Raw genomic sequence first — 21,511 nt, forward strand, 5'->3', positions numbered from 1 at the left:
GAGGTTGGGGGAATGCCACAGCCAGGCATGTTACTGGTTTTTCGCCCTGCCTGCGCCCATTCCCCTTTGCCCAGGCTCAATACAGCTCGCGCAGGTAAATCACGGGGCCCGATCTGAAGACGCCGAAGACGACGGTGCCGATCGTGCTGCCCAGGTAGGGATGGTTACCCACGGACACGTCCACGCTGCCGGCCTTGCCGGCGCCGGGCGCCAGCAAGGTCAGGCGATTGGCCTGCGGCAGTGCGCCTTGCACGACGGAATACGTCCGGTCATCTGCTGCCAGCGCAGCGCAATCCAGGGTTTTCTTGCAATTGACAAACAGCACGTCAGACTTGTTCAGCGCACTGATGCTGTCGAGCAAATTCGTCGTCCATTTCGTCCCGTTCCAGTACTGGACTTGCGCGGCCAGTTTAACGGGCAGCAATGCGGAGCCATAGCTGTTGGGCACCATCCATTGCCCCGACAGCACGGTCATCCGTCCCTCATTCTGGACTACTGTCGAAGTTGAGCTGACGACGGCGCCGCCGGGATACGTACTGCTGGCGCGCAGCAGCACGTCGGTAGGCGCCACCGGCGCGCCTGCCTTGCCCGGAAAACGGTAGGCGACCATGGGCGAGGCAAAGCCCAGTGTGAATTTCACGGGCGCCACGCCGGTGACGGTGGTTTGCGCCTTGCTGCCATCGGTGAGGCGGCTGCTGCCATCGGAAGTGCTCGGCGGAAAGGAATTCGTGCCCGTGGCCGCATCCAGGCCTTCGAGCAGCACGGGCGCCAGGGCCGTCGGGTTGCGGTCGTCATAATTTTGGGTCGTCGCCCCCCCCAAGGCGCGCGCCGTCACGCGCACGCCGATCGCCTGCCCCGAGTAGGCGTAGCGGCCGTTCGCCCCATCGCCGGCGCAGGTGAGCGGCGCGGCGCATGGCATGGCGATGCCGTTGGTGTCTTTCGGCAAGTCACCTTTGCTGTTGTCCTTGATCAGCTCCGTGATGAAGTGATGCGGGATGAACTGCACCTTGCCACTCGTGCCGCTGGCCAGCGGTGGAACGACGCCGTTGACGGCAGGCAGTTGCCATCCCAGGTAGTTCATCAAGCTGGCCGTAAATTGAACCAATCCCACTTCCTTCCAGCTCATGCCCGTGCCGATCAAGACACCCTCGCTAAAGCCCAGGCTGCCATCGGCCGACGGCTCGGCGTGGCCAGCAAACGTGGGCTCGACGACAGTACGTCCCAGCAGCACGGTTGGCGCCACCGATTCGCGGCCAAAGTTGGGCGTTGCCACTTTCGCCCCATTCAGGGCCGACACCCGTATCTCTTTTGCCGGCGCCACAGGCACCACGGCCACGCCGGCCTGTTGCGGCGTGGCGATGGCGCTGAAGGCGAAATATTTTGGGCCCACGATGACCGTGCCGCTGCCCGTCATCGTCAAGCCGCTGCCGCTGCTCGATGCATAGGTGGCAATCAAGCTCAGCGCACCCACGTCGGCGTACAGCATCTTCGGCGTGGCCACGCCATTGGCATCGAAGGCCAACTGGATGCTGGTCCCGGCGACGCTGCAGGAGCTGCCGGCATTGGCGTTGGCGGCCAGCGCCACATACGTGCCACCCTGTCCCTGTATGCGTGCCGGCAAGGTGCCAGAGGCGGGGTTGGCATAGGTGCATCTGAGGTTCAGCGTCTTGCTTTGTCCCGCAAACAGGGGCACGCAGGCGTTCGGATTCGATGATGACGTCTGCTTGGCGCTGATGCTGATGATCTCCTCTTCCTCCGCGTAGCGGGGCACACCGCTGATCTGTAGCGCGCTCGTGAGGAATGCCATCTGGCAATTGGTCGTACTGTTGTCGATACTGCTCTTGCATACCAGCGCGCCCGTCGTGGTTGGCACGCTCGTCAGACCCAGCTGCACATTGCTGGCGGCCGTCGTCTGCCCCACGCTGGACGTCACCATGCCCGTGGGCGGTTGTTTATTGTTGATTTGCGCCGTCGCACCGCCCGGCGTCAGGGTCACTTGCGCGGCGCCCGTGTAGACGCTGCTGCAGCTGGCGTCGGCGCAGGCCGTCACCGTCACGGGCGCCGCCGCGCACGTGAGCGCCGAAGGCGGATGCGTGATCTGGAAGTGGTCGGGGCCCGCCTGCGTGCCGGGCCCGCATTTCGGCCCCATCGGTTCATTAAAGGCCCAGCCGCTGTTGTTCGTCACGCAGCTGCATGGATTAGACGGCGTATACGCCTTGCAGGTGATGGTTTTCTGCACCCGGCCCTGCCAGCCCAAGGTGATATGGTCGACCTTGGCGTTGCCCGTAATATAGGCGCTGGACGAGTCGAGCGTCACCTCGCCGGCGTCCACATTGCCCTTGATGCCATTGCCGGAGGCGATCGACAAGGATTTGCTCGCCTCCACGTCGCCGGTGACGACCAGGCCGGACGCCTTCAAGTCGATCGTCGGCGACTTCAGGTTGCCCGTCACCTGGCTAGCGGAACCGATGGTCAGCGAGGTGGTCGCCGTGATATCGCCCTGCACCTCGCTGCTGGCCGCGTCAATGCTGATGATGGGCGCCTCGGTGGTGCCCTTCAGGTGACTGCCCGAACCCAGGCTGAAGGCATTGACTGCCTTCACGTTACCCGTGATCGTCACGCTGGAACTGGTGGTGATGCTGCTGCCGTTGATGGGTCCCGTTATGGTCGAGCTTGACCCGATGCTGACACTGCCGCTGGCCTTGACGCTGCCCGTAATGGTGACATTGGAACTGGTGGTGATGCTGCCGCCGCTGATGGCGCCATTCAGCGTCGAGCCGGCAGAAATATCGATATTGCCCGTGGCCGTGATACTGCCCGTCACCTTCACGGGCGTGCCTCCCACGGTAATAGACGCCGCCGAGATATCGGCCACGAGCACCGTGCCGCCCTGCGACCCCACCTTGAAATTACCCCCCTTGGCCGTCAGGCTGCCGCCCGTGATCTTCAGGTTGGGCGGATTGACATTGCTGATGTCCAGATTCTTGTTGGCAGTCAGGGCCGCCGTGCCACTCATGCTCAGGCCCTGGTTGTAGCCGATGCTCACATCGCTGTTGACCGTCACGCCATAGCCGCTGGCGATGACGACGTTGTCGCTGCTGCCCATAAGCAGGGAGGCGCACGTGTATTGCGTGCTTGACGCCGGCAGGGTGCAGCCGCTGACAGCCCCGCCATTGAAGTTGAGCATGGCCGCGTGGGCAAGGGATGAGCCCAGCAGCAATGTCAGGGCAGTCAAAATGTGGAGTAAGCGCACGATGTCCAGAAATCTGATGAGTGGAAGGCAAGCGCGAACGTCGATTATTCCATGCTAATCTACGCCATCGCTGTTGTTGCATTATGGCAGTATTTATCCCCCTCGCGCATATCGTATGATCAAGCAAAGCCCCAAAGAATTCCCCCTGCGCACCGTCGACATCATCGTCTACCCCGGCTTCAAGGCGCTCGAAGCCATCGGCGCCATGAAAGTGTTTGATTACGCCAACACCCACTTGCGCCTGCGCAATCTGCCCGGCGGCTACGACGTGCGCATCGTGTCGACGGCCATCGGCCCCGTCGAGTCCGATACCCTGATGTCGCTGCACGCCAGCAAGGCGCTCGATGTGAACCGCTTGCCCGACCTGGCCGTCATCGTCGGCTGCCACCACGTCGAGCAAGTCTTGCAGGATATTCCCGCCCTCGCCGCCTGGGTGGCCGAGGCGGCGCCGCGCATCGCGACCCTGGCGGCCCTGTGCACGGGCTGCTTCTTCCTGGCCGAGGCCGGCGTGCTCGACGGCAAGAGCGCCGCCACCCACTGGAGCGCCGTGGACAGCCTGCGCCAGCGCTATCCTTTGATACAGGTCAATGCGGATGCGATTTTCGTGCGGGAAGGAAAATTCTGGACATCGGCCGGCGTGACGGCCGGCATCGACCTGGCCCTGGCGCTGGTGGAAGACGATTTCAGCCGCGATATCGCGCTGGAAGTGGCGCGCGACCTGGTGGTGTATTTGAAGCGGCCCGGCGGCCAGTCGCAGTTTTCCGTACACCTGTCGAGCCAGATGACGACACATCCGACCATCCGCCAGTTGCAGGGCTGGATCATGGAACACCTGGCCGAAGAGATCACGGTGCCGCTGCTGGCGGCCAGGCTGGCCATGAGCGAGCGCAATTTTACGCGCGTATTCCAGCGCGAAACGGGCAGCAGCCCCACGGAATTCATGGAGACGGCCCGCTTTGAAGCGGCGCGCCGCTTGCTGGAAGACAATGTGTCCTCCTTAAAACAGGTGGCTGTGCAAGCGGGCTTGCACAGCGAGGAAAGGCTGCGCCGCCTGTTTCAAAAGAAACTCGCCATCACGCCGCGCGACTACCGCGAACGCTTTTCCAGCACGGCGCGCTAGGAATTCAGCGCAGTTTGCCGTGACGCACGTGACGCGTTGCCAGTTGCCGGCGCTGGCGCGCCAGCGGTGTAAACAGGAGGGCGCACAGCAGGAACGTGGCAAGCAAGCCCAGCCACATGGTGGACGAGGCCAGAATGGCGGCATCGCGCCACCATAGCGCCCCCAGCGAACACAGGGCAGCAGCCAGGAAGACGGGCAGCATGCGCCGCAAGGTCAGCAAATAGGCAGTGGCGAACATGACAGGCTCCCATCTCAAGGCGACGTGGCGATACTTTCACACTAGCAGGCGCAGGCAGCGAAGTACAGCCTGCCGCCCTGCCCCGTCCGTCAAGTGTTGCGCAATGAGTACAGTGCTTAATATAAAACCACGGAACGGATCGATTCGCCGCTCTTCATCAAGTCGAAACCCTGGTTGATGTCTTCCAGCTTCAGGCGATGCGTGATCAGGTCGTCAATATTGAGCTTGCCTTCCATATACCAGTCGACGATCTTCGGCACGTCCGTGCGTCCGCGCGCGCCGCCGAAGGCCGAACCGCGCCATTCGCGCCCCGTCACCAGCTGGAATGGACGCGTGGAAATTTCCTGGCCCGCTGCCGCCACGCCGATGATGAACGATTTGCCCCAGCCCTTGTGCGTGCACTCGAGCGCCTGGCGCATCAGGGTCGTGTTGCCCACGCATTCAAACGAATAGTCGGCGCCGCCGTCCGTCAGTTGCACGATGGCGTCGACGACGTTTTCCACCTCGTTCGGGTTGATAAAATGCGTCATGCCGAACTTGCGGGCGATGGCCTGGCGCGCCGGGTTGATGTCGATGCCGATGATTTTATCGGCGCCGACCATTTTCGCCGCCTGGATCACGTTCAGGCCGATGCCGCCCAGGCCAAATACGGCCACATTCGCGCCCGCTTCCACCTTGGCCGAGAACAGCACGGCACCCACGCCCGTCGTTACGCCGCAGCCGATGTAGCAAACCTTGTCGAACGGCGCATCTTCGCGGATCTTCGCCAGGGCGATTTCCGGCACCACGATATAGTTGGAAAAGGTCGAAGTGCCCATGTAGTGGAACAACGGCTGGCCATTCAGGGAAAAGCGGCTGGTCGCATCCGGCATCAGGCCACGCCCCTGCGTGGAACGGATGGCCTGGCACAGGTTCGTCTTTTGCGACAGGCAGAACTTGCACTGGCGGCATTCCGGCGTGTACAGGGGAATGACGTGGTCATCCTTCTTCAGGGTCGTCACGCCCGGGCCCACGTCGACGACGATGCCCGCGCCTTCATGACCGAGGATGGCGGGAAAGATGCCTTCCGGGTCGGCGCCCGACAGGGTGTAGTAATCGGTATGGCAAATGCCCGTGGCTTTCAGCTCGACCAGCACTTCGCCGGCGCGCGGGCCGGCCAGGTCGACTTCTTCGATGGTCAACGGGGCGCCCGCCTTCCAGGCAATCGCGGCTTTGGTTTTCATGGGGATTCTTCCTGCTCGGTTTCAGATGCGCCATTATCGGACGCTTGCGGGCGTGGCGGGGCCAGCGGCGGCGCGCTTGTCTGAAAACGCGGCGCATTTGTCCGATGCCGCCACACCGTGCAGCAACGCACGGAAGCGCGGCAGGCGCGGGGCGTATGCTGACGTCAGTGCGATGTCCGTTTGCGCCAGCTCAATCTTCCCGGCATACAGACGCGCATTCTTGGCACAAGCGACATTCATCGCGTAGCCGTTGCGTCGTTCCCGCAGGAGACTGACATGCGCAATCTATTTTCCCGACGCACGAGTATCTGGCTGGCCCTGCTGCTGGCATGCTGCCTGGCCCTGCTGGCCGCCTGTGGTGGCGGCCACGACGACGACCCGCCCGGCGCGACCACCGGCAGCCTGACGGTCAGCATCGGCGGCTTGTCGGCCGGCGTGGCGGGCGCCGTCACGCTCAGCGGACCCGCGTCCTACAGCAAGCTGCTGGCGGCAAGCACCACGCTCAGCGACCTGGCGCCCGGCGCCTACGCGCTCAGCGCCGCCAGCGTGGCGCACGGCACGGGAACGCTGGCGCCCACGCCCGTCGCGCAGCAGGTGCAAGTCAATGCGGGCGCGACGGCCAGCGCCAGCGTCACCTATGCGGCCACAGCGCCGCTGGCCCTGGCCCTGCAAGAGGTGGTCTCCGGCCTGAGCGCGCCCATCTTCCTCGCGGCGCCACCCGGCGACAGCCGTTTGTTCATCCTCGAACGCCCCGGACGCATCCGCGTGGTGCAGAACGGCAACTTGCTGGCCACGCCCTTCCTCGATATCAGCGCGCTCACCACCACCAGCGGCGAGCGGGGCTTGCTGTCGCTGGCCTTTCATCCACAATACGCCAGCAACGGCTATTTCTTCATTTACTACACCGACATAGCCGGCGATATCGTCATCGAGCGGCGGCAAGTGTCGGCGGGCAACGCCAACGCGGCAGATCCCCTCTCAGCGCTGGCCATCCTCACGATTCCCCATCCCACGTTCAGCAACCACTATGGCGGCTTGCTCAGCTTTGGCCCGGATGGCTATCTGTATGCGGGCACGGGCGACGGCGGCAGCGCGGGTGACCCGCCCGGCAACGCGCAAAATACCAACGTCCTGCTGGGCAAGCTGCTGCGCCTGGACGTCAACGCCAGCACGGTGGCCCAGCCATACGCCATTCCACCCGGCAATCCATTTGCCACGGCAGGCGGGCGCCCTGAAATCTGGGCCTACGGCTTGCGCAACCCGTGGCGCTACGCCTTCGACGTGCCGGCCCAGCTGCTGTACCTCGCCGACGTGGGCCAGGCCAATCGGGAAGAGGTCGACGTGCGGCCCGTGGGCCAGGCGGGCAACAACTATGGCTGGAACATCATGGAAGGCACGCAGTGCTACAACAGCGCCAGTTGCAACCAGGCGGGACTGGTCCTGCCCGCCATCGAATACGGCCACGATACGGCTGGCGGTTGCTCGATCACGGGCGGCTATGTGTACCGGGGCACAGCCTTGCCGGAACTGGCGGGGCACTACCTGTATTCGGACTACTGCAGCGGCTGGCTAAAAAGTTTCAGCTACAGCAATGGCACGGCCTCCGCCGTGACTGACTGGAACATCACCAACGTGGGCAACATCCTGTCCTTCGGCCAGGATGCGCAAAACGAGCTGTACATGCTGAGCGGCACGGGCAAGGTTTACAAGGTTGTACGTAAATAAGCGTACGCAAATGAGCGTGCGCCACTGAAGCGGAGCCGCACGCGGCTGAGGGCGTTTTTCGACGGGGCGCGGGGAACCGGCTAGAATGGGTTTTTCCCGTCGCGCCCTGCGCACCAGCCCAAGAGAACACCATGGCCCGTTTGAAACTTGAATTTCCCGAAGACCAGTACTGCTATTCCTCACAACTGACGGTACGCACCACGGACATCAATGCCGGCAACCATCTCGGCAACGATTCCATGATTTCCATGATTTCCGAGGCCCGCGCCCGCTTCCTGTTCGAATTCGGCGTGCGCGACATTGAAGCGGACGGCACCGGCATCATCGTCACCGACTTGGCCACCACCTACCGTGCCGAAGCCCATGCGCGCGACCAGTTGCTGTTCGAAGTGGGCGTCATGGATTTCAATAAATATGGCGGCGACATCACTTTCCGCATCACGCGTCCGCGCGACAACGCCCTGATTGCCATGGCCAAGTCCGGCTTTGTGTTTTTCAACTACAAGCGCAGCCAGGTCGTGCCGATGCCGGAAGAGTTCGGCAGCAAGTTCCCGCAGGTGAACTGGATCGATTAATGGATAGATTAAGCGGGTCGCCTTGCCGCCATGCTGTATGCTTGCCAGGAAGACATTGAATCTGGAGCGGCATGCAAGCAGCAATAACGGCAAGACTGTGCCTGAGCCTGGCCCTGCTGGGCATCTTGCCGCCCGCCCTGGCCGCGCCGCACACCGTCATCCTGTACGGCGACGACGACTATGCGCCATACAGCTACGTGGAAAATGGCGTGTTCAAGGGCATGTACGTCGACATGCTGCGCGCAGCCGCCACAAGCATGCCGGAGTATCGCCTGGACCTGCAGCCGCGCCCCTGGAAACGGGGCCTCGATGCGCTGGAAAAAGGCCAGGTATTCGGCCTGTTCCCGCCCGGACGCAAGACGGAACGGCCCTACGTGCAACCGTATTCGACCATGCTGTACCGCGAATCGGTGGTGTTGTTCTGCCATGACGCCGTCATGCGCACGCCGCGCACGCACTTCCCCGCCGACTTTGCCGGCCTGAGCATCGGCGTCAACACGGGTTTTTTACTGTCGGAAAAATTGATGGCACCGGCCCGCCAGGGCTTGCTGCGCCTGGAAGCGGCCATAGGCAATGAAGCCAATCTGAGGAAACTGGCCCTGCGGCGCGTCGATTGCTACGCCAGCGACCGCGGCGCAGCGCGTCACACGGCGCGCCAACTGCAAGGCGAACTGGCCAGTTACGGCTTCCGATTACACGAAGTGCTGGAACTGTCGTCCGAAGCCACGTATATCGCCTACAGTGCGCGCAACACGCCGGCCTACAAGGCCGCATTCATCGACAAGATGAATGCGGCCTTGCTGGCCATGCGGCAGAACGGGCAGATGGCGCGCATCGAAGCAGCCTACCTGCGCTGAAATGGCGATGAATGCTCGCTTACTTGCGCGTCTGGCGCTTCACCTTGATGCCGAAGGTGTCGGCATACCAGTCATCGATCATCAGCTTTTCATAGCGCAGCTTTTCAGTGCTGAAATAATGATTGATGCGGCTCAGGTAGGACATGTCGGACAGGGCTGCATCGCCACTGCGAATGACCTTGCCATCCTGTTCCAGCACATAGTGCAGGCGCATGCGCGGCCAGTCGACCTGGCCATTCATGACGCGGATATCCTGGCCGACACGCAGCGCGGGATTTACACGGCCCGCCAGGTCCACATCCGTGACGTCGATTTTCAAGGTCTGCCCGGGCGGCAGCGATGCCCCCAGTTTCTCGAAATGCCGGCTCAGTTCCTTCAACACCTCTTCCCGTTCCTGCGGGTTGAACGAAACATCCGTGTATTGATCCGGCTTGCTGAACTGCACTTCCGTTCCTGCCCAGGCCGCGCTGCTGGCCAGCAAAGCCAGGGCGGCGACCAGGGCGCGCGTCGTTTGTTTTTGCATGATTGACCCTTTCAGGAAATGTGAGTGGCATGGGGCCACTTCTTATGCCTGTTCAATATAGCGCGCGGCATCCCATTCTGGCGCGGAATTCATACCTTGTTACTTTTCTGATTTCCCGCCAAAAAGGCAAGACGCCGTATTTTTTGCAGATTCATTGGCAATATTAATTAAAACAAAGTATTGTCTTGAAAATATAGTTGCCTAAGCGATAAAGTATAGATAGTGTTAGCAGCCTGGATTTAAAGTGTTTTTTCAGTACGGGTGTTGCATGTTTTTAGTCAATTTTTCTTGCATATTGTTAATATTTAGCTGTCAGTCTACAATCGACAAAATGCGCCCGAAAAACGCGCAACGCCAGTAGTGGCGCACAGGCTAGCCTGGCGCGGGCGTCTCAGCATTGCGTCAGTTATGCCTTTTAGCGGAACTCGCCCTTATGTCATTTTTGTCTTCAGCTTCACCCAAGTTACTCCCCTGGAAAGTCCTGCTCGTCGATGATGAACCCGACATCCACGACATTACCAAACTGACGTTGAGCCGTTTTCGCCTGGAAGGCCGCGCCCTGAGCTTCGTGCATGCGTACAGCGGCGCCGAGGCCAAGCAGGTGCTGGCGCGCGAAGAAGGCATCGCGCTGGTGTTTCTCGACGTGGTGATGGAGCGCGAAGACAGCGGCCTGGAAGTGGCGCGCTGGATGCGCGAAGACCTGGGCAACCAGTTTACGCGCATCGTGCTGCGCACGGGGCAGCCGGGACAGGCGCCGGAAGAACGGGTGATCGTCAACTACGACATCAACGACTACAAGGAAAAGACAGAGCTCGATCGCACCAAGCTGTTTACCACCACCTTTGCCGCCCTGCGCGCCTACCGCGACATCATGAAGGTGGAAGAGGCGCGCCTGGCCCAGCTCCATTACCGCGAAGGCCTGGAGCGCGTCATCGCCGCCTCGGCGCACATTTTCAAGCAGCGCAACCTGCGCGACTTCGCCAGCGGCCTGCTGCAACAAGTCGTCGCCCTGCTGCGCCTGGAAACGAGCATGCTGCTGCGCCTGCGCGGCGCCAGCGCCATCTCGGGCGAACAGGATTATGAAATCCTCGCGCAGATCGGCGACCATGAAGCCGATGACGGTATCCTCAGCCCATCCCTGCTGTCGCAGCTGGACGACGCCAAGAGCAATAAAATCTCGCGCCTGCACGGCGACACCTATGTCGGCTATTTTCCGAACAGCAGCGGCAAGGCGTCCTTGCTGGTGCTCAAGGGCGTGGAAGAGATTTCTGACCTCGATGCGCAATTGCTGGAAGTATTCTGCTCGGGCGTAGCGATTGCCTTCGACAACATCCTGCTGACGCAGGAAATCACCGATACCCAGGCCGAGCTGATCCTGCGCCTGGGCGACGTGGTCGAATCGCGCTCGCACGAAGGCGGCAACCACGTGCGCCGCATGGCCGAAGTGTGCCAGCTGCTGGCGCAAGCGTCCGGCATGTCGGAAGAAGAAACCATGGTGCTGCGCCACGCGGCGCCCATGCATGACATCGGCAAGATTTCCACGCCCGACGCCGTGCTGCTGAAACCGGGCAAGCTCGACGCGGCCGAATGGGAAATCATGAAGCAGCATCCGACGGTGGGCATGTCCATCCTCGACGGCTCGCAGCGCCCGCTCTTGAAAGCGGCCGCCGTGATCGCCCACCAGCACCATGAAAAGTACGACGGCAGCGGCTACCCGCAAGGCCTGGTCGGCGAAAGCATCCACAAATACGCGCGCATCGCCGCCGTCGCCGACGTCTTCGACGCCCTGATGCACAAGCGCTGCTACAAGGACGCATGGCCGCTGGAGCGCGTGGTCAGCTATTTGCGCGAAGTGAGCGGCAGCCACCTCGATCCGCAATATGTGGAGTTGCTGATTGCGAATCTGGATGAAGCGCTGGCGTTGAATCAGCGTTTCCCTGACTGATATTCACGGCCGTCGTTTTCATTCTGCGAACCCGCGCCGCAAGAGCGCCTGAAAAACGTTCAGGGCAAGGCGCGCGGTCGCAGACAGTGCGAATAGCACGGCAAGACCAAGCAACGCAGCCATGGACGTTTTCTCAGGTGCTCTTAGGTTCCAGTGGGAAGCGGATCTTGTAGTGCAACCCCATGCCCGGGGCGCTGACCACCTTCACCGTGCCGCCCAGCGGCCCCGTCACCAGGTTGTACAGGATGTGCGCACCCAGGCCGCTGCCGCCGGAACCGCGCTTGGTCGTGAAGAAGGGGTCGAACAGCTGGCCCAGGGTGGTGCTGTCCATGCCCATGCCATCGTCGCTGTAGTCGAGTTCCAGCATCTCGCCGGCCGTCCGGGCGGACAGCTTGATCTTGCCCGGCTCGCCTTCGACAAAACCGTGCACCAGTGAATTGACCACCATGTTCGTGACGATCTGCGAGACGGCGCCCGGATAGCTGCGCAGCTGCACCTCGGGCGCGCAATCGATGTCCACCCTGACCGGCTTGCCCTTGAGCTTGGGCTGCAGCGACAGCAGGATTTCATCGAGGTATTTGCGCAAGTGAAAGCTGCGCAATTCGTCCGAGGACTGGTCCACGGCCACCTGTTTGAAGCTGCGCACCAGCGCCGCGGCACGCTGGGTATTCGTTGTCATGATGCGCAGGGTCTGATCGATGATGTCAAAGAATTGCCGCAAGCCGTCTTCATCGAGCCGGCCGCCTTCCAGATCTTCGCGCGTGAGTTTCAATTCCTGCACCAGGTGGCTGGTGGCCGTCACGCAAATGCCCAGCGGCGTATTGATTTCATGCGCCACGCCCGCCACCAGGCGGCCCAGTGAGGCGAGCTTTTCCTGGCGCACCAGTTCCGACTGCGCTTCCTGCAAGGCGCTCAGGGCGCTGTTCAGGGCCGCGTTCTGCTCTTCCAGCGCTTCCTTGGCCTGGCGCATGGCGCTGTCGGCCTGGATGCGGGCCATCGCCACGGCCACGTGGCTGGCCATGAAGGCCAGCACGTCCAGTTCCGCCTGCCCATACACGACCGAGGTGTCGTAGCTTTGCACGATGATCACGCCATATTTGCGCTCGCCCAGCAGCATGGGCGCACCCATCCAGCTGGCGATGCCCACGTTGCCCAGCGGCTCGTCCATCTCGCCGCTGGCCACCAGCGCCGCATAGCTGCTGGCATCGAGCAAACACGCTTGCCGGCGCGCCAGCACGTACGAACTCATGCCGATGCCGTAATGGAAGCGTTTCACGGGCGCCTGCGCATCCTTTTCATCGACGAAATACGGGATCGTGATGTCCTTGTTGTCGGGATGGTACAGGGCGATGAGGAAATTCTTCGCCGTCACCAGTTCGCTGATGATGGCATGCAGGCGCGCATACAGGGTGGTGGCGTCGGCAGCCTGCGCCGACAGGTTGGCGATTTCATACAGCGCATGCTGCAGGTTTTCCGCGCGGCGCCGCTCGGCCACCTCGTGCGCCAGCAGGGCCGTGCGCTCCTGCACCGCCTTTTCCAGCCGGTCCATGCTTTGCATGCCTTGCAGGGCACTCGACACGTGCGTGGCGATCAGCGCAAACAGGGCCTGGTCTTCCAGGCTGAAGCGGTGCTGCGCGTCATAGCTCTGGATGACGATGGCGCCCAGCACCTGGTGCTGCTGATCCAGCAGCGGACAGCCGATCCAGTGCTCGGCCGCCGTGCCGCCGCCCCAGGCGCCGCCACCGATGGCGCGCATGGCGTCATCATCAGCCGTCATCACCAGCTGCTTGCGGTTGACGATGACCCACGCGGTGGGCGACTGCGCGGCGCTGGCCAGGCGCACGCCCACGTCCGGGTCGGGCGCGGCGTCGAATTCATCGACAAAATAGGGAAAGCGCACCAGGCCGTCGTCGCGGTCGCTCAGGGCCACATAAAAATTGGCCGCATACATGATGCGCCCCAGCGCCGCATGCACCGCCTGCAGGAATTCACTGATATCGCTGCAAGTGCTCGAGCGCTGCCCGATTTCCAGCAACACGGTTTGAACGGCTTCCAGGCGGCTGAGACGGCTTTCCATGGGTAACTGTGTGCCTTGTGTAAGTATATGTTCTGAAAATCAATATTATCAGTTCAGCCCAGCCTTGGCACGGCATAAAACGGAGAATCTTGCCTTGAGGCAGAGCAACACACGCCACGCCGGCATTTGCCACCTTGGCGATACAGTGGCAGACTAGGCCCCTTCCTACAGACCAGACCGTCCTCATGACCGCCACGCTACGCGCCTCGCTTCGCCCCTACACCCTTGCCGGCCTGCTGGCCTTTGCCGCGCTGGGCATGCCGCCGCTGTGCGCCGCGCCAGCCAAGGCGCCGGCGGCGGAGACGGCCGATGGCGGACGCTATTTCGGTCCACTCATCGCGGGCAAGATGCATGGCCAGGGTCGGCTCGAGTACGCAAGCGGCGCGTTTTATGCAGGGGGCTTCGCGCGCGGCGTGTTTTCCGGCCAGGGCACGCTGCGCCAGGCGTCCGGCGTCGAATACGTGGGCGCCTTCCGCCAGGGCGCCTTCGACGGTATCGGCCGCTACACCTCGCCCAAGGGCGAGATTTATGCGGGCAGCTTCGTCAAGGGCAGCTTCGAGGGGCAAGGCCGCTTCCAGGGCGCCGACGGCGCCACCTTCGTGGGACAGTTCAAGCACTGGCGCCCGCACGGCGCCGGCAAGCTGACCGACACGGACGGCAGCGTCTTCGAAGGCGACTTCGTCCAGGGCCAGTTGCAGGGCAAGGCCAAGGTCAGTACCAGCGACGGCATCCACTACGAAGGCGAGCTGAAAGACTGGAAATTCGAGGGTGTCGGCGTGTTGCGCACCGCCGAGGGCGACGAATACCGGGGCGACTTCAAGAATGGCCAGTTCGACGGCAAGGGCGTGCTGCGCTACGCCGTCGCGCAGGCGGACGGCCGACGCGAAGACAGTGGCAACTGGACGGAAGGCCTGCTGGACGACCCGGCCCTGGATAAGCTCACGCGCGATAATATCGAACTGGCCCTGTATAACCAGCGCACCGTGCTCGACGGCGCCCTGGCCCGGATCGTGCCGCGCGATGCGGCAAAAAAAATCAATCTGTACCTGCTGGGCGTGGCCGGCGATGGCGCGCAGGAAGTGTTTCACCGCGAAACAGCTTTCGTGCAGCGCCAGTTCGACCGCGATTATGGTACCGTGGGCCGCTCCCTGATGCTGGTCAACAGCCGCAACACGGTGGCGCAGCAGCCGATGGCCACGCGCACCAGCATAGCCGCCAGTCTCGGTGCGCTGGGCGCAAAGATGGACAAACAGAACGACATCCTGTTCCTGTTCCTCACCAGCCACGGCTCGCCCGAGCACGCACTGGCGCTGGCGCAAAACGGCATGGACCTGCACGGCCTGCCCGCGCAGGAACTGGCGTCCATGCTCAAGGACAGCGGCATCCGCTGGAAGGTCATCGTGATCTCGGCCTGCTATGCGGGCGGTTTTATTGCGCCGCTGAAAGATGACAACACCCTCATCATCACGGCCGCGCGCCGCGACCGCACCTCGTTCGGCTGCGACGACCAGAACGATTTTACGTATTTCAGCGAAGCGTATTTCAAGGAAGCCTTGCCCAAGAGCGCCGGCTTTGCCGAAGCCTTCGACAAGGCCAAGGCGCTGGTACAGGCGCGCGAGGCAGCCGACTTCCGCGAAGGCGGCATGGAAGCGGAAGAGCATTCCGAGCCGCAAATGTTCCAGGGCAAAGCCATCGCCGCGCATTTGAAAGCATGGCGTGCCCAGCCAGGCATGCGGGACCGCCTTTCTGTACAATAGACGCATACATGAAAAAATTCTTCCTCATTCTGCTGCTGTTCGTGCTTCCGCTCCAGATGTCCTGGGCTGCCGCGAGCGCGTATTGCCTGCACGAAGAAGGCAAGGCGGCGCAGCACCTGGGCCACCACAGCCACCAGCATAAGGCTGATGCGGACAAGCAACCCGTGGCCGACAAAGCTGACAAGCAATCCAAAGGCCAGCCGCACAGCGACTGCAACGTCTGCCATGGCATCGGCCATGCGTGGCTGCCGGCCGGCTCCAGCTTGCCCGTCGGCGACACGGCGTCCGTGAATGCGGACACCTCCCCCTTCTTTTACGCTTCCCACATCCCGGATGCTCCCAAGCGCCCTGACTGGTCGTCGGCCGCCTAGGCCGACGGGACGTTTCATTCCACTGATCGCAATACACGCGCCTGATTGACCTGGGCGCCAGCCTGCGTGTCCCGTCGAATTCTTTTCCATGCTTTTGGAGAATTCGATGTACCGATCCATCTTGTTACTTTCCGCTGGCCTGCTGGCCGGCAACTTTGCCCATGCGCAATCTAGCGTGGAACCCGCCGCGCCCCTGACCCTGCCCGCCGCGCTGCTGCTGGCCGAAGGCGGCAACGCCACCCTGTCAGCCGCACGCCATGAACTGGCGGCGCAAGGCGGCACCCTGCAGCAGGCGCGCGCCCTGCCCAACCCGGAACTGCAAACGGTGCTGGAAGACACGCGGCGCGCCACGCGCAGCACCACCGTGCAACTCAACCAGCTGATCGAACTGGGCGGCAAGCGCGGTGCCCGCGCAGCCGTCGCCCAGCGCGGCGAAGACTTGGCGCAAGCGGGCCTTTCCCTGCAGCAAGCCGACACGCGCGCGCTAGTGACCACCGCCTTTGTCGACGTGCTGGCGGCGCAGGAAGGCTTGCGCCTGGCCGACAGCGCGCAGGCCCTGGCCGCGCGCGCCAGCGACATCACGGCGCGCCGGGTGACGGCCGGCAAAGCGTCCCCTGTCGAGGAAACCCGCGCCAAGGTCGCCGAAGCGAGCGTGCGGCTGGAGCTGAACCTGGCCCGCAGCACCCTGGCCAGCGCGCGCAAGCGCCTGGCCGCCCTGTGGGGCAATGCCACGCCCCGTTTTTCCCTGGCCGAGGGCCGGCTGGAAACCTTGCCTGAGCTACCGGCCGCAAGCGAACTGGCCGCGCGCCTGGTCCAGGCCCCGGCCGTGCGTCAGGCGCGCAGTATGCTGGCGCAGCGGCAAGCCATGCTCGACGTGGAACAGCGGCGCGCCGCGCCCGACGTCACGCTGAGTATCGGCATGAAGCGTTCGGAAGAGCTGGGCCGCAACCAGGCCATCATCGGCCTGGCCCTGCCGCTGCCTTTGTTCGACCGCAACGCCGGCAACAAACTCGACGCCCTGCGCCGCAGCGACAAGGCCAGCGACGAGCTGGCCGCCGCCCGCATCGCCGTGCAAACGGCCGTGGCTGCCGCCAGCGAACGGCTGGCCACGGCCCGACTCGACGTGGAAAGCTTGCGCCAGGACATCTTGCCCGGTGCGCAAAGCGCCTACGACGCGGCCAGCAAGGGTTTTGAGTTCGGCAAGTTCGCCTTCCTCGACGTGCTCGATGCCCAGCGCACCTTGCTGCAAGCCAAAAACCAATACTTGCGCGCGCTGACCGAAGCGCAGCACGCCGCCGCCGAGATCGAGCGCCTGCTTGGCGCCCCCGCTCCCCAGTAAGGATGACCCGACAATGAACATCAAACTCGACAAGAAACAAGCGATCGCCATCGCCTCCATCGCGGCCGCCGGCATCGTGCTGACCGTTCTCATCCTCGGCACGGGCAAGTCCATGACTGCGCCGCCCGCCGCCGTCAAGACGGAAGCACATGCTGAAAAGAAAGACGAACACGGCCACGAGGAAGTGGAAGGCCGGCTGGAATTGACGGCGGCGCAAAGCCGCGCGGCCGGCGTCGTCATCGCCACGGCCGCGCCCGGCCGCATCAAGACGACCGTCGCCCTGCCCGGCGAAATCCGTTTCAATGAAGACCGCACGGCCCACGTCGTGCCGCGCCTGGCCGGCGTGGTGGAAGCCGTGCAGGCCGACCTGGGCGAGCTGGTCAAAAAGGGACAAGTGCTGGCCGTCATCGCCAGCACGGAGCTGTCGGAACAGCGCAGCGAACTGCTGTCGGCGCAGCGGCGTTTGTCGCTGGCGCGCTCTACGTACGAGCGCGAAGAAAAACTGTGGCGCGAGAAAATTTCGGCGGAACAGGATTATCTGCAGGCACAGCAAGCGTGGCGCGAAGCGGAAATCGCCGTGCAGAACGCGCAGCAAAAGCTCAGCGCGCTGGGTGCCAGTGGCGCTGCCAAGGGTCCGCTGAACCGCTACGAGATCCGCGCGCCGTTCGACGGCATGGTGCTGGAAAAACATATCACCCTGGGAGAAGCGGTCAAGGAAGACGCGAACATCTTCGTCATTTCCGACCTGTCGACCGTGTGGGCGGAAATCGCCGTGCCGGCGAAAGACCTGGCCACCGTGCGCGTGGGAGGCAAGGCGGAGGTGAAAGCCAGTGCATTCGACGCCAGCGCGCAAGGCACGATCACCTACGTGGGCGCGCTGCTGGGTGAGCAGACGCGCACGGCCAAGGCACGCATCAGCTTGCTGAACCCGGACATGGCCTGGCGTCCGGGCCTGTTCGTCAGCGTGGAAGTGGTGTCCGGCGAAGCGGACGCGCCCGTCACCGTGCACAGCACGGCCATCCAGACGGTGGAAGACAAGCCCGTCGTCTTCGTGCAGGTGAAAGATGGCTACCAGGCCACGCCCGTGGTGCTGGGGCGCAGCGATGGCAGCTTGACGCACATCCAGCAGGGCCTGGCCGCCGGCACGCCGTACGCGGCGCAAGGCAGTTTTGTCCTGAAGTCTGAGCTGGGCAAAGATGCTGCCGGCCACGAACACTGATCACGTCAAAGCTAAGGAAACCATCATGTTTGAACGCTTGATCCGCTACGCCATCGAGCAGCGCTGGCTGGTGATGCTGGCCGTCGCCGCCATGGCTGGCCTGGGCATCTACAGCTATCAAAAGCTGCCCATCGACGCCGTGCCCGACATCACCAATGTGCAGGTGCAAATCAATACCCAGTCCGCCGGCTATTCGCCGCTGGAAACCGAGCAGCGCGTCACCTTTCCCATCGAGACGGCCATGGCCGGCTTGCCGAACCTGGAACAGACGCGCTCGCTGTCGCGCTATGGCCTGTCGCAAGTGACGGTGATCTTCAAGGATGGCACGGACATTTATTTTGCCCGCCAGATGATCAACGAGCGCTTGCAGGAAGCCAAGGAAAGTCTGCCGGCCGGCATCACGCCAAAGATGGGGCCCGTCTCCACGGGGCTCGGCGAAATCTACCTGTGGACGGTGGAAACGCAAGACGGGGCGAAGAAGCCGGACGGCACGCCCTACGCCCCAACGGACTTGCGCGAAATCCAGGACTGGATCATCAAGCCGCAATTGCGCAATGTCACGGGCGTCACGGAAATCAATGCCATCGGCGGCTACGCCAAGCAGTACCAGGTGGCACCGTATCCTGAAAAACTGGCCGCCTACGGCATCAGCCTGCAAGACGTGGTAACGGCGCTCGAGCGCAACAACGGCAACGTGGGCGCCGGCTACATCGAAAGGCAGGGCGAACAATTGCTGATACGCGCGCCGGGACAGGTGGCATCGAAGGACGACATCGCCAACATCGTCGTCGCCAATGTACAGGGCGTGGCGATTCGCATCCGCGACGTGGCCGACGTGGTGCTGGGGCGCGAGCTGCGCACGGGCGCGGCCACGGAGAACGGCCGCGAAGTGGTGCTCGGTACCGTCTTCATGCTGATCGGGCAAAACAGCCGCGCCGTCTCGCAAGCGGTCGACAAGAAGATGGTAGAGATCAACCGCAGCCTGCCGAAAGGCGTGCATGCCGTCACCGTGTATGACCGCACGGTGCTGGTCGACAAGGCCATCAATACGGTGAAGAACAACCTGCTCGAAGGCGCGGTCCTGGTGATCGCGATTTTGTTCCTCTTCCTCGGCAATATCCGCGCGGCCGTCATCACGGCCATGGTGATTCCGCTGGCCATGCTGTTCACGTTTACGGGCATGGTGCAATACCATGTGAGCGCCAACCTGATGAGCCTTGGCGCGCTGGACTTCGGCATCATCATCGATGGCGCCGTGGTGATCGTGGAAAACTGCGTGCGCCGCCTGGCCCATGCGCAGCAGAAACTGGGACGGCCATTGACCTTGCAGGAACGTTTTCACGAAGTGTTTGCGGCATCGCAAGAGGCGCGCCGGCCATTGCTATATGGTCAGTTGATCATCATTGTGGTGTACCTGCCCATCTTCGCGCTCACCGGCGTGGAAGGACGGATGTTTACGCCGATGGCCCTGACGGTCGTCATCGCCCTGCTGGGCGCCATGCTGCTGTCGATCACCTTCATCCCGGCCGCCGTGGCGCTGTTTATCGGCGACAAGGTGGCGGAGAAGGAAAACGCCATCATGCGCGCAGCCAAGCGCTGGTATGCCCCGCTGCTGGAGAAGGTGATGCGCAACACGCCCGTCGTGTTGACGGGCGCGGCAGTGGCGGTATTGCTGTCGGGCTTGCTGGCCACGCGCATGGGCAGCGAATTCGTGCCCAGCCTGAACGAGGGCGACATCGCCATCCAGGCCTTGCGCATCCCCGGCACCAGCTTGAGCCAATCGCTGGCCATGCAGCAGCAGCTGGAACGCAAGCTGATGGACAACCACAAGGAGATCGCGCGCGTGTTCGCCCGCACGGGTACGGCCGAGATCGCCTCTGACCCCATGCCGCCGAATATTTCCGACGGTTACATCATGCTCAAGCCCCGCGACCAGTGGCCGCAGCCGACAAAATCGCGCGAGCAATTGCTGGCGGAAATCGAAGCGACGGCCACCAGCTTGCCGGGCAATAACTACGAGTTTTCGCAGCCGATCCAGCTGCGCTTCAATGAACTCATTTCCGGCGTGCGCAGCGACGTGGCCGTGAAACTATTCGGCGATGACATGCTTGTTCTCGACAGCACGGCGGCGAAGATCGCTAGTGTGCTGGGCAAGATACCGGGCGCGACGGAAGTGAAGGTCGAGCAGACGACGGGCTTGCCCATGCTGACGGTGCAGATCGACCGCGAGCAGACGGCCCGCTACGGCCTCAACATTGCCGACGTGCAGGCGGCGATTGCCACGGCCATCGGCGGGCAAGAGGCGGGTACCCTGTTCCAGGGCGACCGCCGCTTCGACATCGTCGTGCGCCTGCCCGACAGCCTGCGCAGCGACCTGGAGCAGCTGAAACGCCTGCCCATCGCCCTGCCCCTGGGCGCGGCGGCGGAAGGCCGCGCCCGCTTCATCCCGCTCGGCGAAGTGGCCAGCCTGCAAGTGGCGCCGGGGCCGAACCAGATCAGCCGCGAAGATGGCAAACGCCGCATCGTCGTCAGCGCCAACGTGCGCGGGCGCGATATCGGCTCCTTCGTGGCCGACGCCACGCAGCAGTTGCAAGCGCAGGTGGCCATTCCCCCCGGCTACTGGACCAGCTGGGGCGGCCAGTTCGAGCAATTGCAATCGGCCACGAAACGCCTGGAGCTGGTGGTGCCCGTGGCGCTGGCGCTCGTCTTCGTGTTGTTGTTTGCCATGTTCGGCAACGTGAAGGATGGCTTACTGGTGTTCAGCGGCATCCCGTTCGCCTTGACGGGCGGCATCGTCGCCCTGTGGCTGCGCGACATTCCCATGTCGATATCGGCAGCGGTGGGCTTCATCGCCCTGTCCGGCGTGGCCGTACTGAACGGCCTGGTGATGATCGCCTACATCCGCCAGCTGCGCGAACAGGGCATGCCCTTGCAAGAAGCGATACGTGTAGGGGCCATTACCCGCTTGCGGCCCGTGCTGATGACGGCGCTGGTGGCGTCGCTGGGCTTCGTACCGATGGCCATTGCCACGGGCACGGGCGCCGAAGTGCAGCGTCCGCTGGCCACCGTGGTGATCGGCGGCATCCTGTCGTCGACAGCCTTGACCTTGCTGGTGCTGCCGCTGCTGTACCGGCTCGCGTATCGCCGGCAAGATGAGGTGGAGGAGGAAGAAGTAGATACTGTTATCCCCGTCAAGCGGCGTGCAAGGTAGGATCAAATATTTTTCCCGACCTGAGCACGCCGAATGCCACGTGCACCAGCTTGCGCATCATGGCGCCGATGATCAGCT

15 protein-coding genes are annotated in these 21,511 nt (G+C 63.0%); 10 read left to right on the forward strand and 5 right to left on the reverse strand.

Going from position 1 to position 21,511, the window contains the following annotated elements; genetic code table 11:
- Positions 1-76 precede the first annotated feature (76 nt).
- Positions 77-3,253 carry a DUF6701 domain-containing protein gene (locus ACQ4WL_RS24765; protein ID WP_436512118.1) on the reverse strand — a complete coding sequence of 1,059 codons (3,177 nt, stop codon included), beginning with the start codon at positions 3,251-3,253 and terminating at the stop codon, positions 77-79.
- A 115-nt stretch (positions 3,254-3,368) separates the two neighbouring features.
- Between ACQ4WL_RS24765 and ACQ4WL_RS24770 the strand changes: the two genes are divergently transcribed.
- Entirely contained in the window at positions 3,369-4,373 is a 1,005-nt protein-coding gene (locus ACQ4WL_RS24770) for a GlxA family transcriptional regulator (RefSeq protein WP_436512119.1), read from the forward strand.
- A 4-nt stretch (positions 4,374-4,377) separates the two neighbouring features.
- Here the strand turns inward: ACQ4WL_RS24770 and ACQ4WL_RS24775 are convergent, their stop codons facing one another.
- Both ACQ4WL_RS24775 and ACQ4WL_RS24780 read right to left on the reverse strand, forming a co-directional pair.
- Entirely contained in the window at positions 4,378-4,611 is a 234-nt protein-coding gene (locus tag ACQ4WL_RS24775; protein WP_436512120.1) for a hypothetical protein, read from the reverse strand.
- Positions 4,612-4,727: 116 nt separating this feature from the next.
- Positions 4,728-5,834 (reverse strand): S-(hydroxymethyl)glutathione dehydrogenase/class III alcohol dehydrogenase, encoded by a 1,107-nt coding sequence (locus tag ACQ4WL_RS24780; RefSeq protein WP_436512121.1) that lies wholly within the window; start codon positions 5,832-5,834, stop codon positions 4,728-4,730.
- A gap of 276 nt (positions 5,835-6,110) precedes the next feature.
- On the opposite strand from ACQ4WL_RS24780, the gene ACQ4WL_RS24785 reads away from it, so the two are divergent.
- The 3 genes from ACQ4WL_RS24785 (at position 6,111) to ACQ4WL_RS24795 (ending at position 8,991) form a co-directional block, all read left to right on the forward strand.
- Entirely contained in the window at positions 6,111-7,559 is a 1,449-nt protein-coding gene (locus tag ACQ4WL_RS24785) for a PQQ-dependent sugar dehydrogenase (RefSeq protein ID WP_436512122.1), read from the forward strand.
- Between the two features lie 131 nt (positions 7,560-7,690).
- Positions 7,691-8,134: a thioesterase family protein gene (locus ACQ4WL_RS24790; protein ID WP_426073220.1), complete on the forward strand. Its 444-nt coding sequence runs from the start codon at positions 7,691-7,693 to the stop codon at positions 8,132-8,134.
- A gap of 71 nt (positions 8,135-8,205) precedes the next feature.
- Positions 8,206-8,991, forward strand: coding sequence for a substrate-binding periplasmic protein (locus ACQ4WL_RS24795; RefSeq protein WP_436512123.1), 786 nt, complete (start codon positions 8,206-8,208; stop codon positions 8,989-8,991).
- 19 nt (positions 8,992-9,010) lie between these two features.
- On the opposite strand, the gene ACQ4WL_RS24800 is transcribed toward ACQ4WL_RS24795, so the two are convergent.
- Complete coding sequence (locus ACQ4WL_RS24800) at positions 9,011-9,514, reverse strand: DUF3016 domain-containing protein (RefSeq protein WP_436512124.1); 504 nt, start codon at positions 9,512-9,514, stop codon at positions 9,011-9,013.
- A 433-nt stretch (positions 9,515-9,947) separates the two neighbouring features.
- On the opposite strand from ACQ4WL_RS24800, the gene ACQ4WL_RS24805 reads away from it, so the two are divergent.
- A complete protein-coding gene (locus tag ACQ4WL_RS24805) occupies positions 9,948-11,459 on the forward strand; it encodes a DUF3369 domain-containing protein (RefSeq protein WP_436512125.1) in 1,512 nt (503 codons plus the stop codon).
- Positions 11,460-11,592: 133 nt separating this feature from the next.
- On the opposite strand, the gene ACQ4WL_RS24810 is transcribed toward ACQ4WL_RS24805, so the two are convergent.
- Positions 11,593-13,536 (reverse strand): GAF domain-containing sensor histidine kinase, encoded by a 1,944-nt coding sequence (locus ACQ4WL_RS24810; RefSeq protein ID WP_436512126.1) that lies wholly within the window; start codon positions 13,534-13,536, stop codon positions 11,593-11,595.
- 185 nt (positions 13,537-13,721) lie between these two features.
- On the opposite strand from ACQ4WL_RS24810, the gene ACQ4WL_RS24815 reads away from it, so the two are divergent.
- The 5 genes from ACQ4WL_RS24815 (at position 13,722) to ACQ4WL_RS24835 (ending at position 21,433) form a co-directional block, all read left to right on the forward strand.
- On the forward strand, positions 13,722-15,293 hold the full coding sequence (locus ACQ4WL_RS24815; RefSeq protein ID WP_436512127.1) for a C13 family peptidase: 1,572 nt from the start codon (positions 13,722-13,724) through the stop codon (positions 15,291-15,293).
- A gap of 8 nt (positions 15,294-15,301) precedes the next feature.
- The gene (gene czcI, locus ACQ4WL_RS24820; RefSeq protein ID WP_436512128.1) at positions 15,302-15,664 is read left to right on the forward strand and encodes a cation efflux protein, CzcI family; all 363 of its coding nucleotides are present in this window, start codon (positions 15,302-15,304) and stop codon (positions 15,662-15,664) included.
- Positions 15,665-15,770: 106 nt separating this feature from the next.
- Positions 15,771-17,003 (forward strand): TolC family protein, encoded by a 1,233-nt coding sequence (locus tag ACQ4WL_RS24825; protein ID WP_436512129.1) that lies wholly within the window; start codon positions 15,771-15,773, stop codon positions 17,001-17,003.
- A gap of 13 nt (positions 17,004-17,016) precedes the next feature.
- Positions 17,017-18,222, forward strand: coding sequence for an efflux RND transporter periplasmic adaptor subunit (locus ACQ4WL_RS24830; RefSeq protein WP_436512130.1), 1,206 nt, complete (start codon positions 17,017-17,019; stop codon positions 18,220-18,222).
- 25 nt (positions 18,223-18,247) lie between these two features.
- Positions 18,248-21,433 carry an efflux RND transporter permease subunit gene (locus ACQ4WL_RS24835; RefSeq protein WP_436512131.1) on the forward strand — a complete coding sequence of 1,062 codons (3,186 nt, stop codon included), beginning with the start codon at positions 18,248-18,250 and terminating at the stop codon, positions 21,431-21,433.
- Positions 21,434-21,511 lie beyond the last annotated feature (78 nt).

This window comes from Janthinobacterium kochi, from assembly GCF_051380715.1.
GTDB lineage: Bacteria > Pseudomonadota > Gammaproteobacteria > Burkholderiales > Burkholderiaceae_D > Janthinobacterium.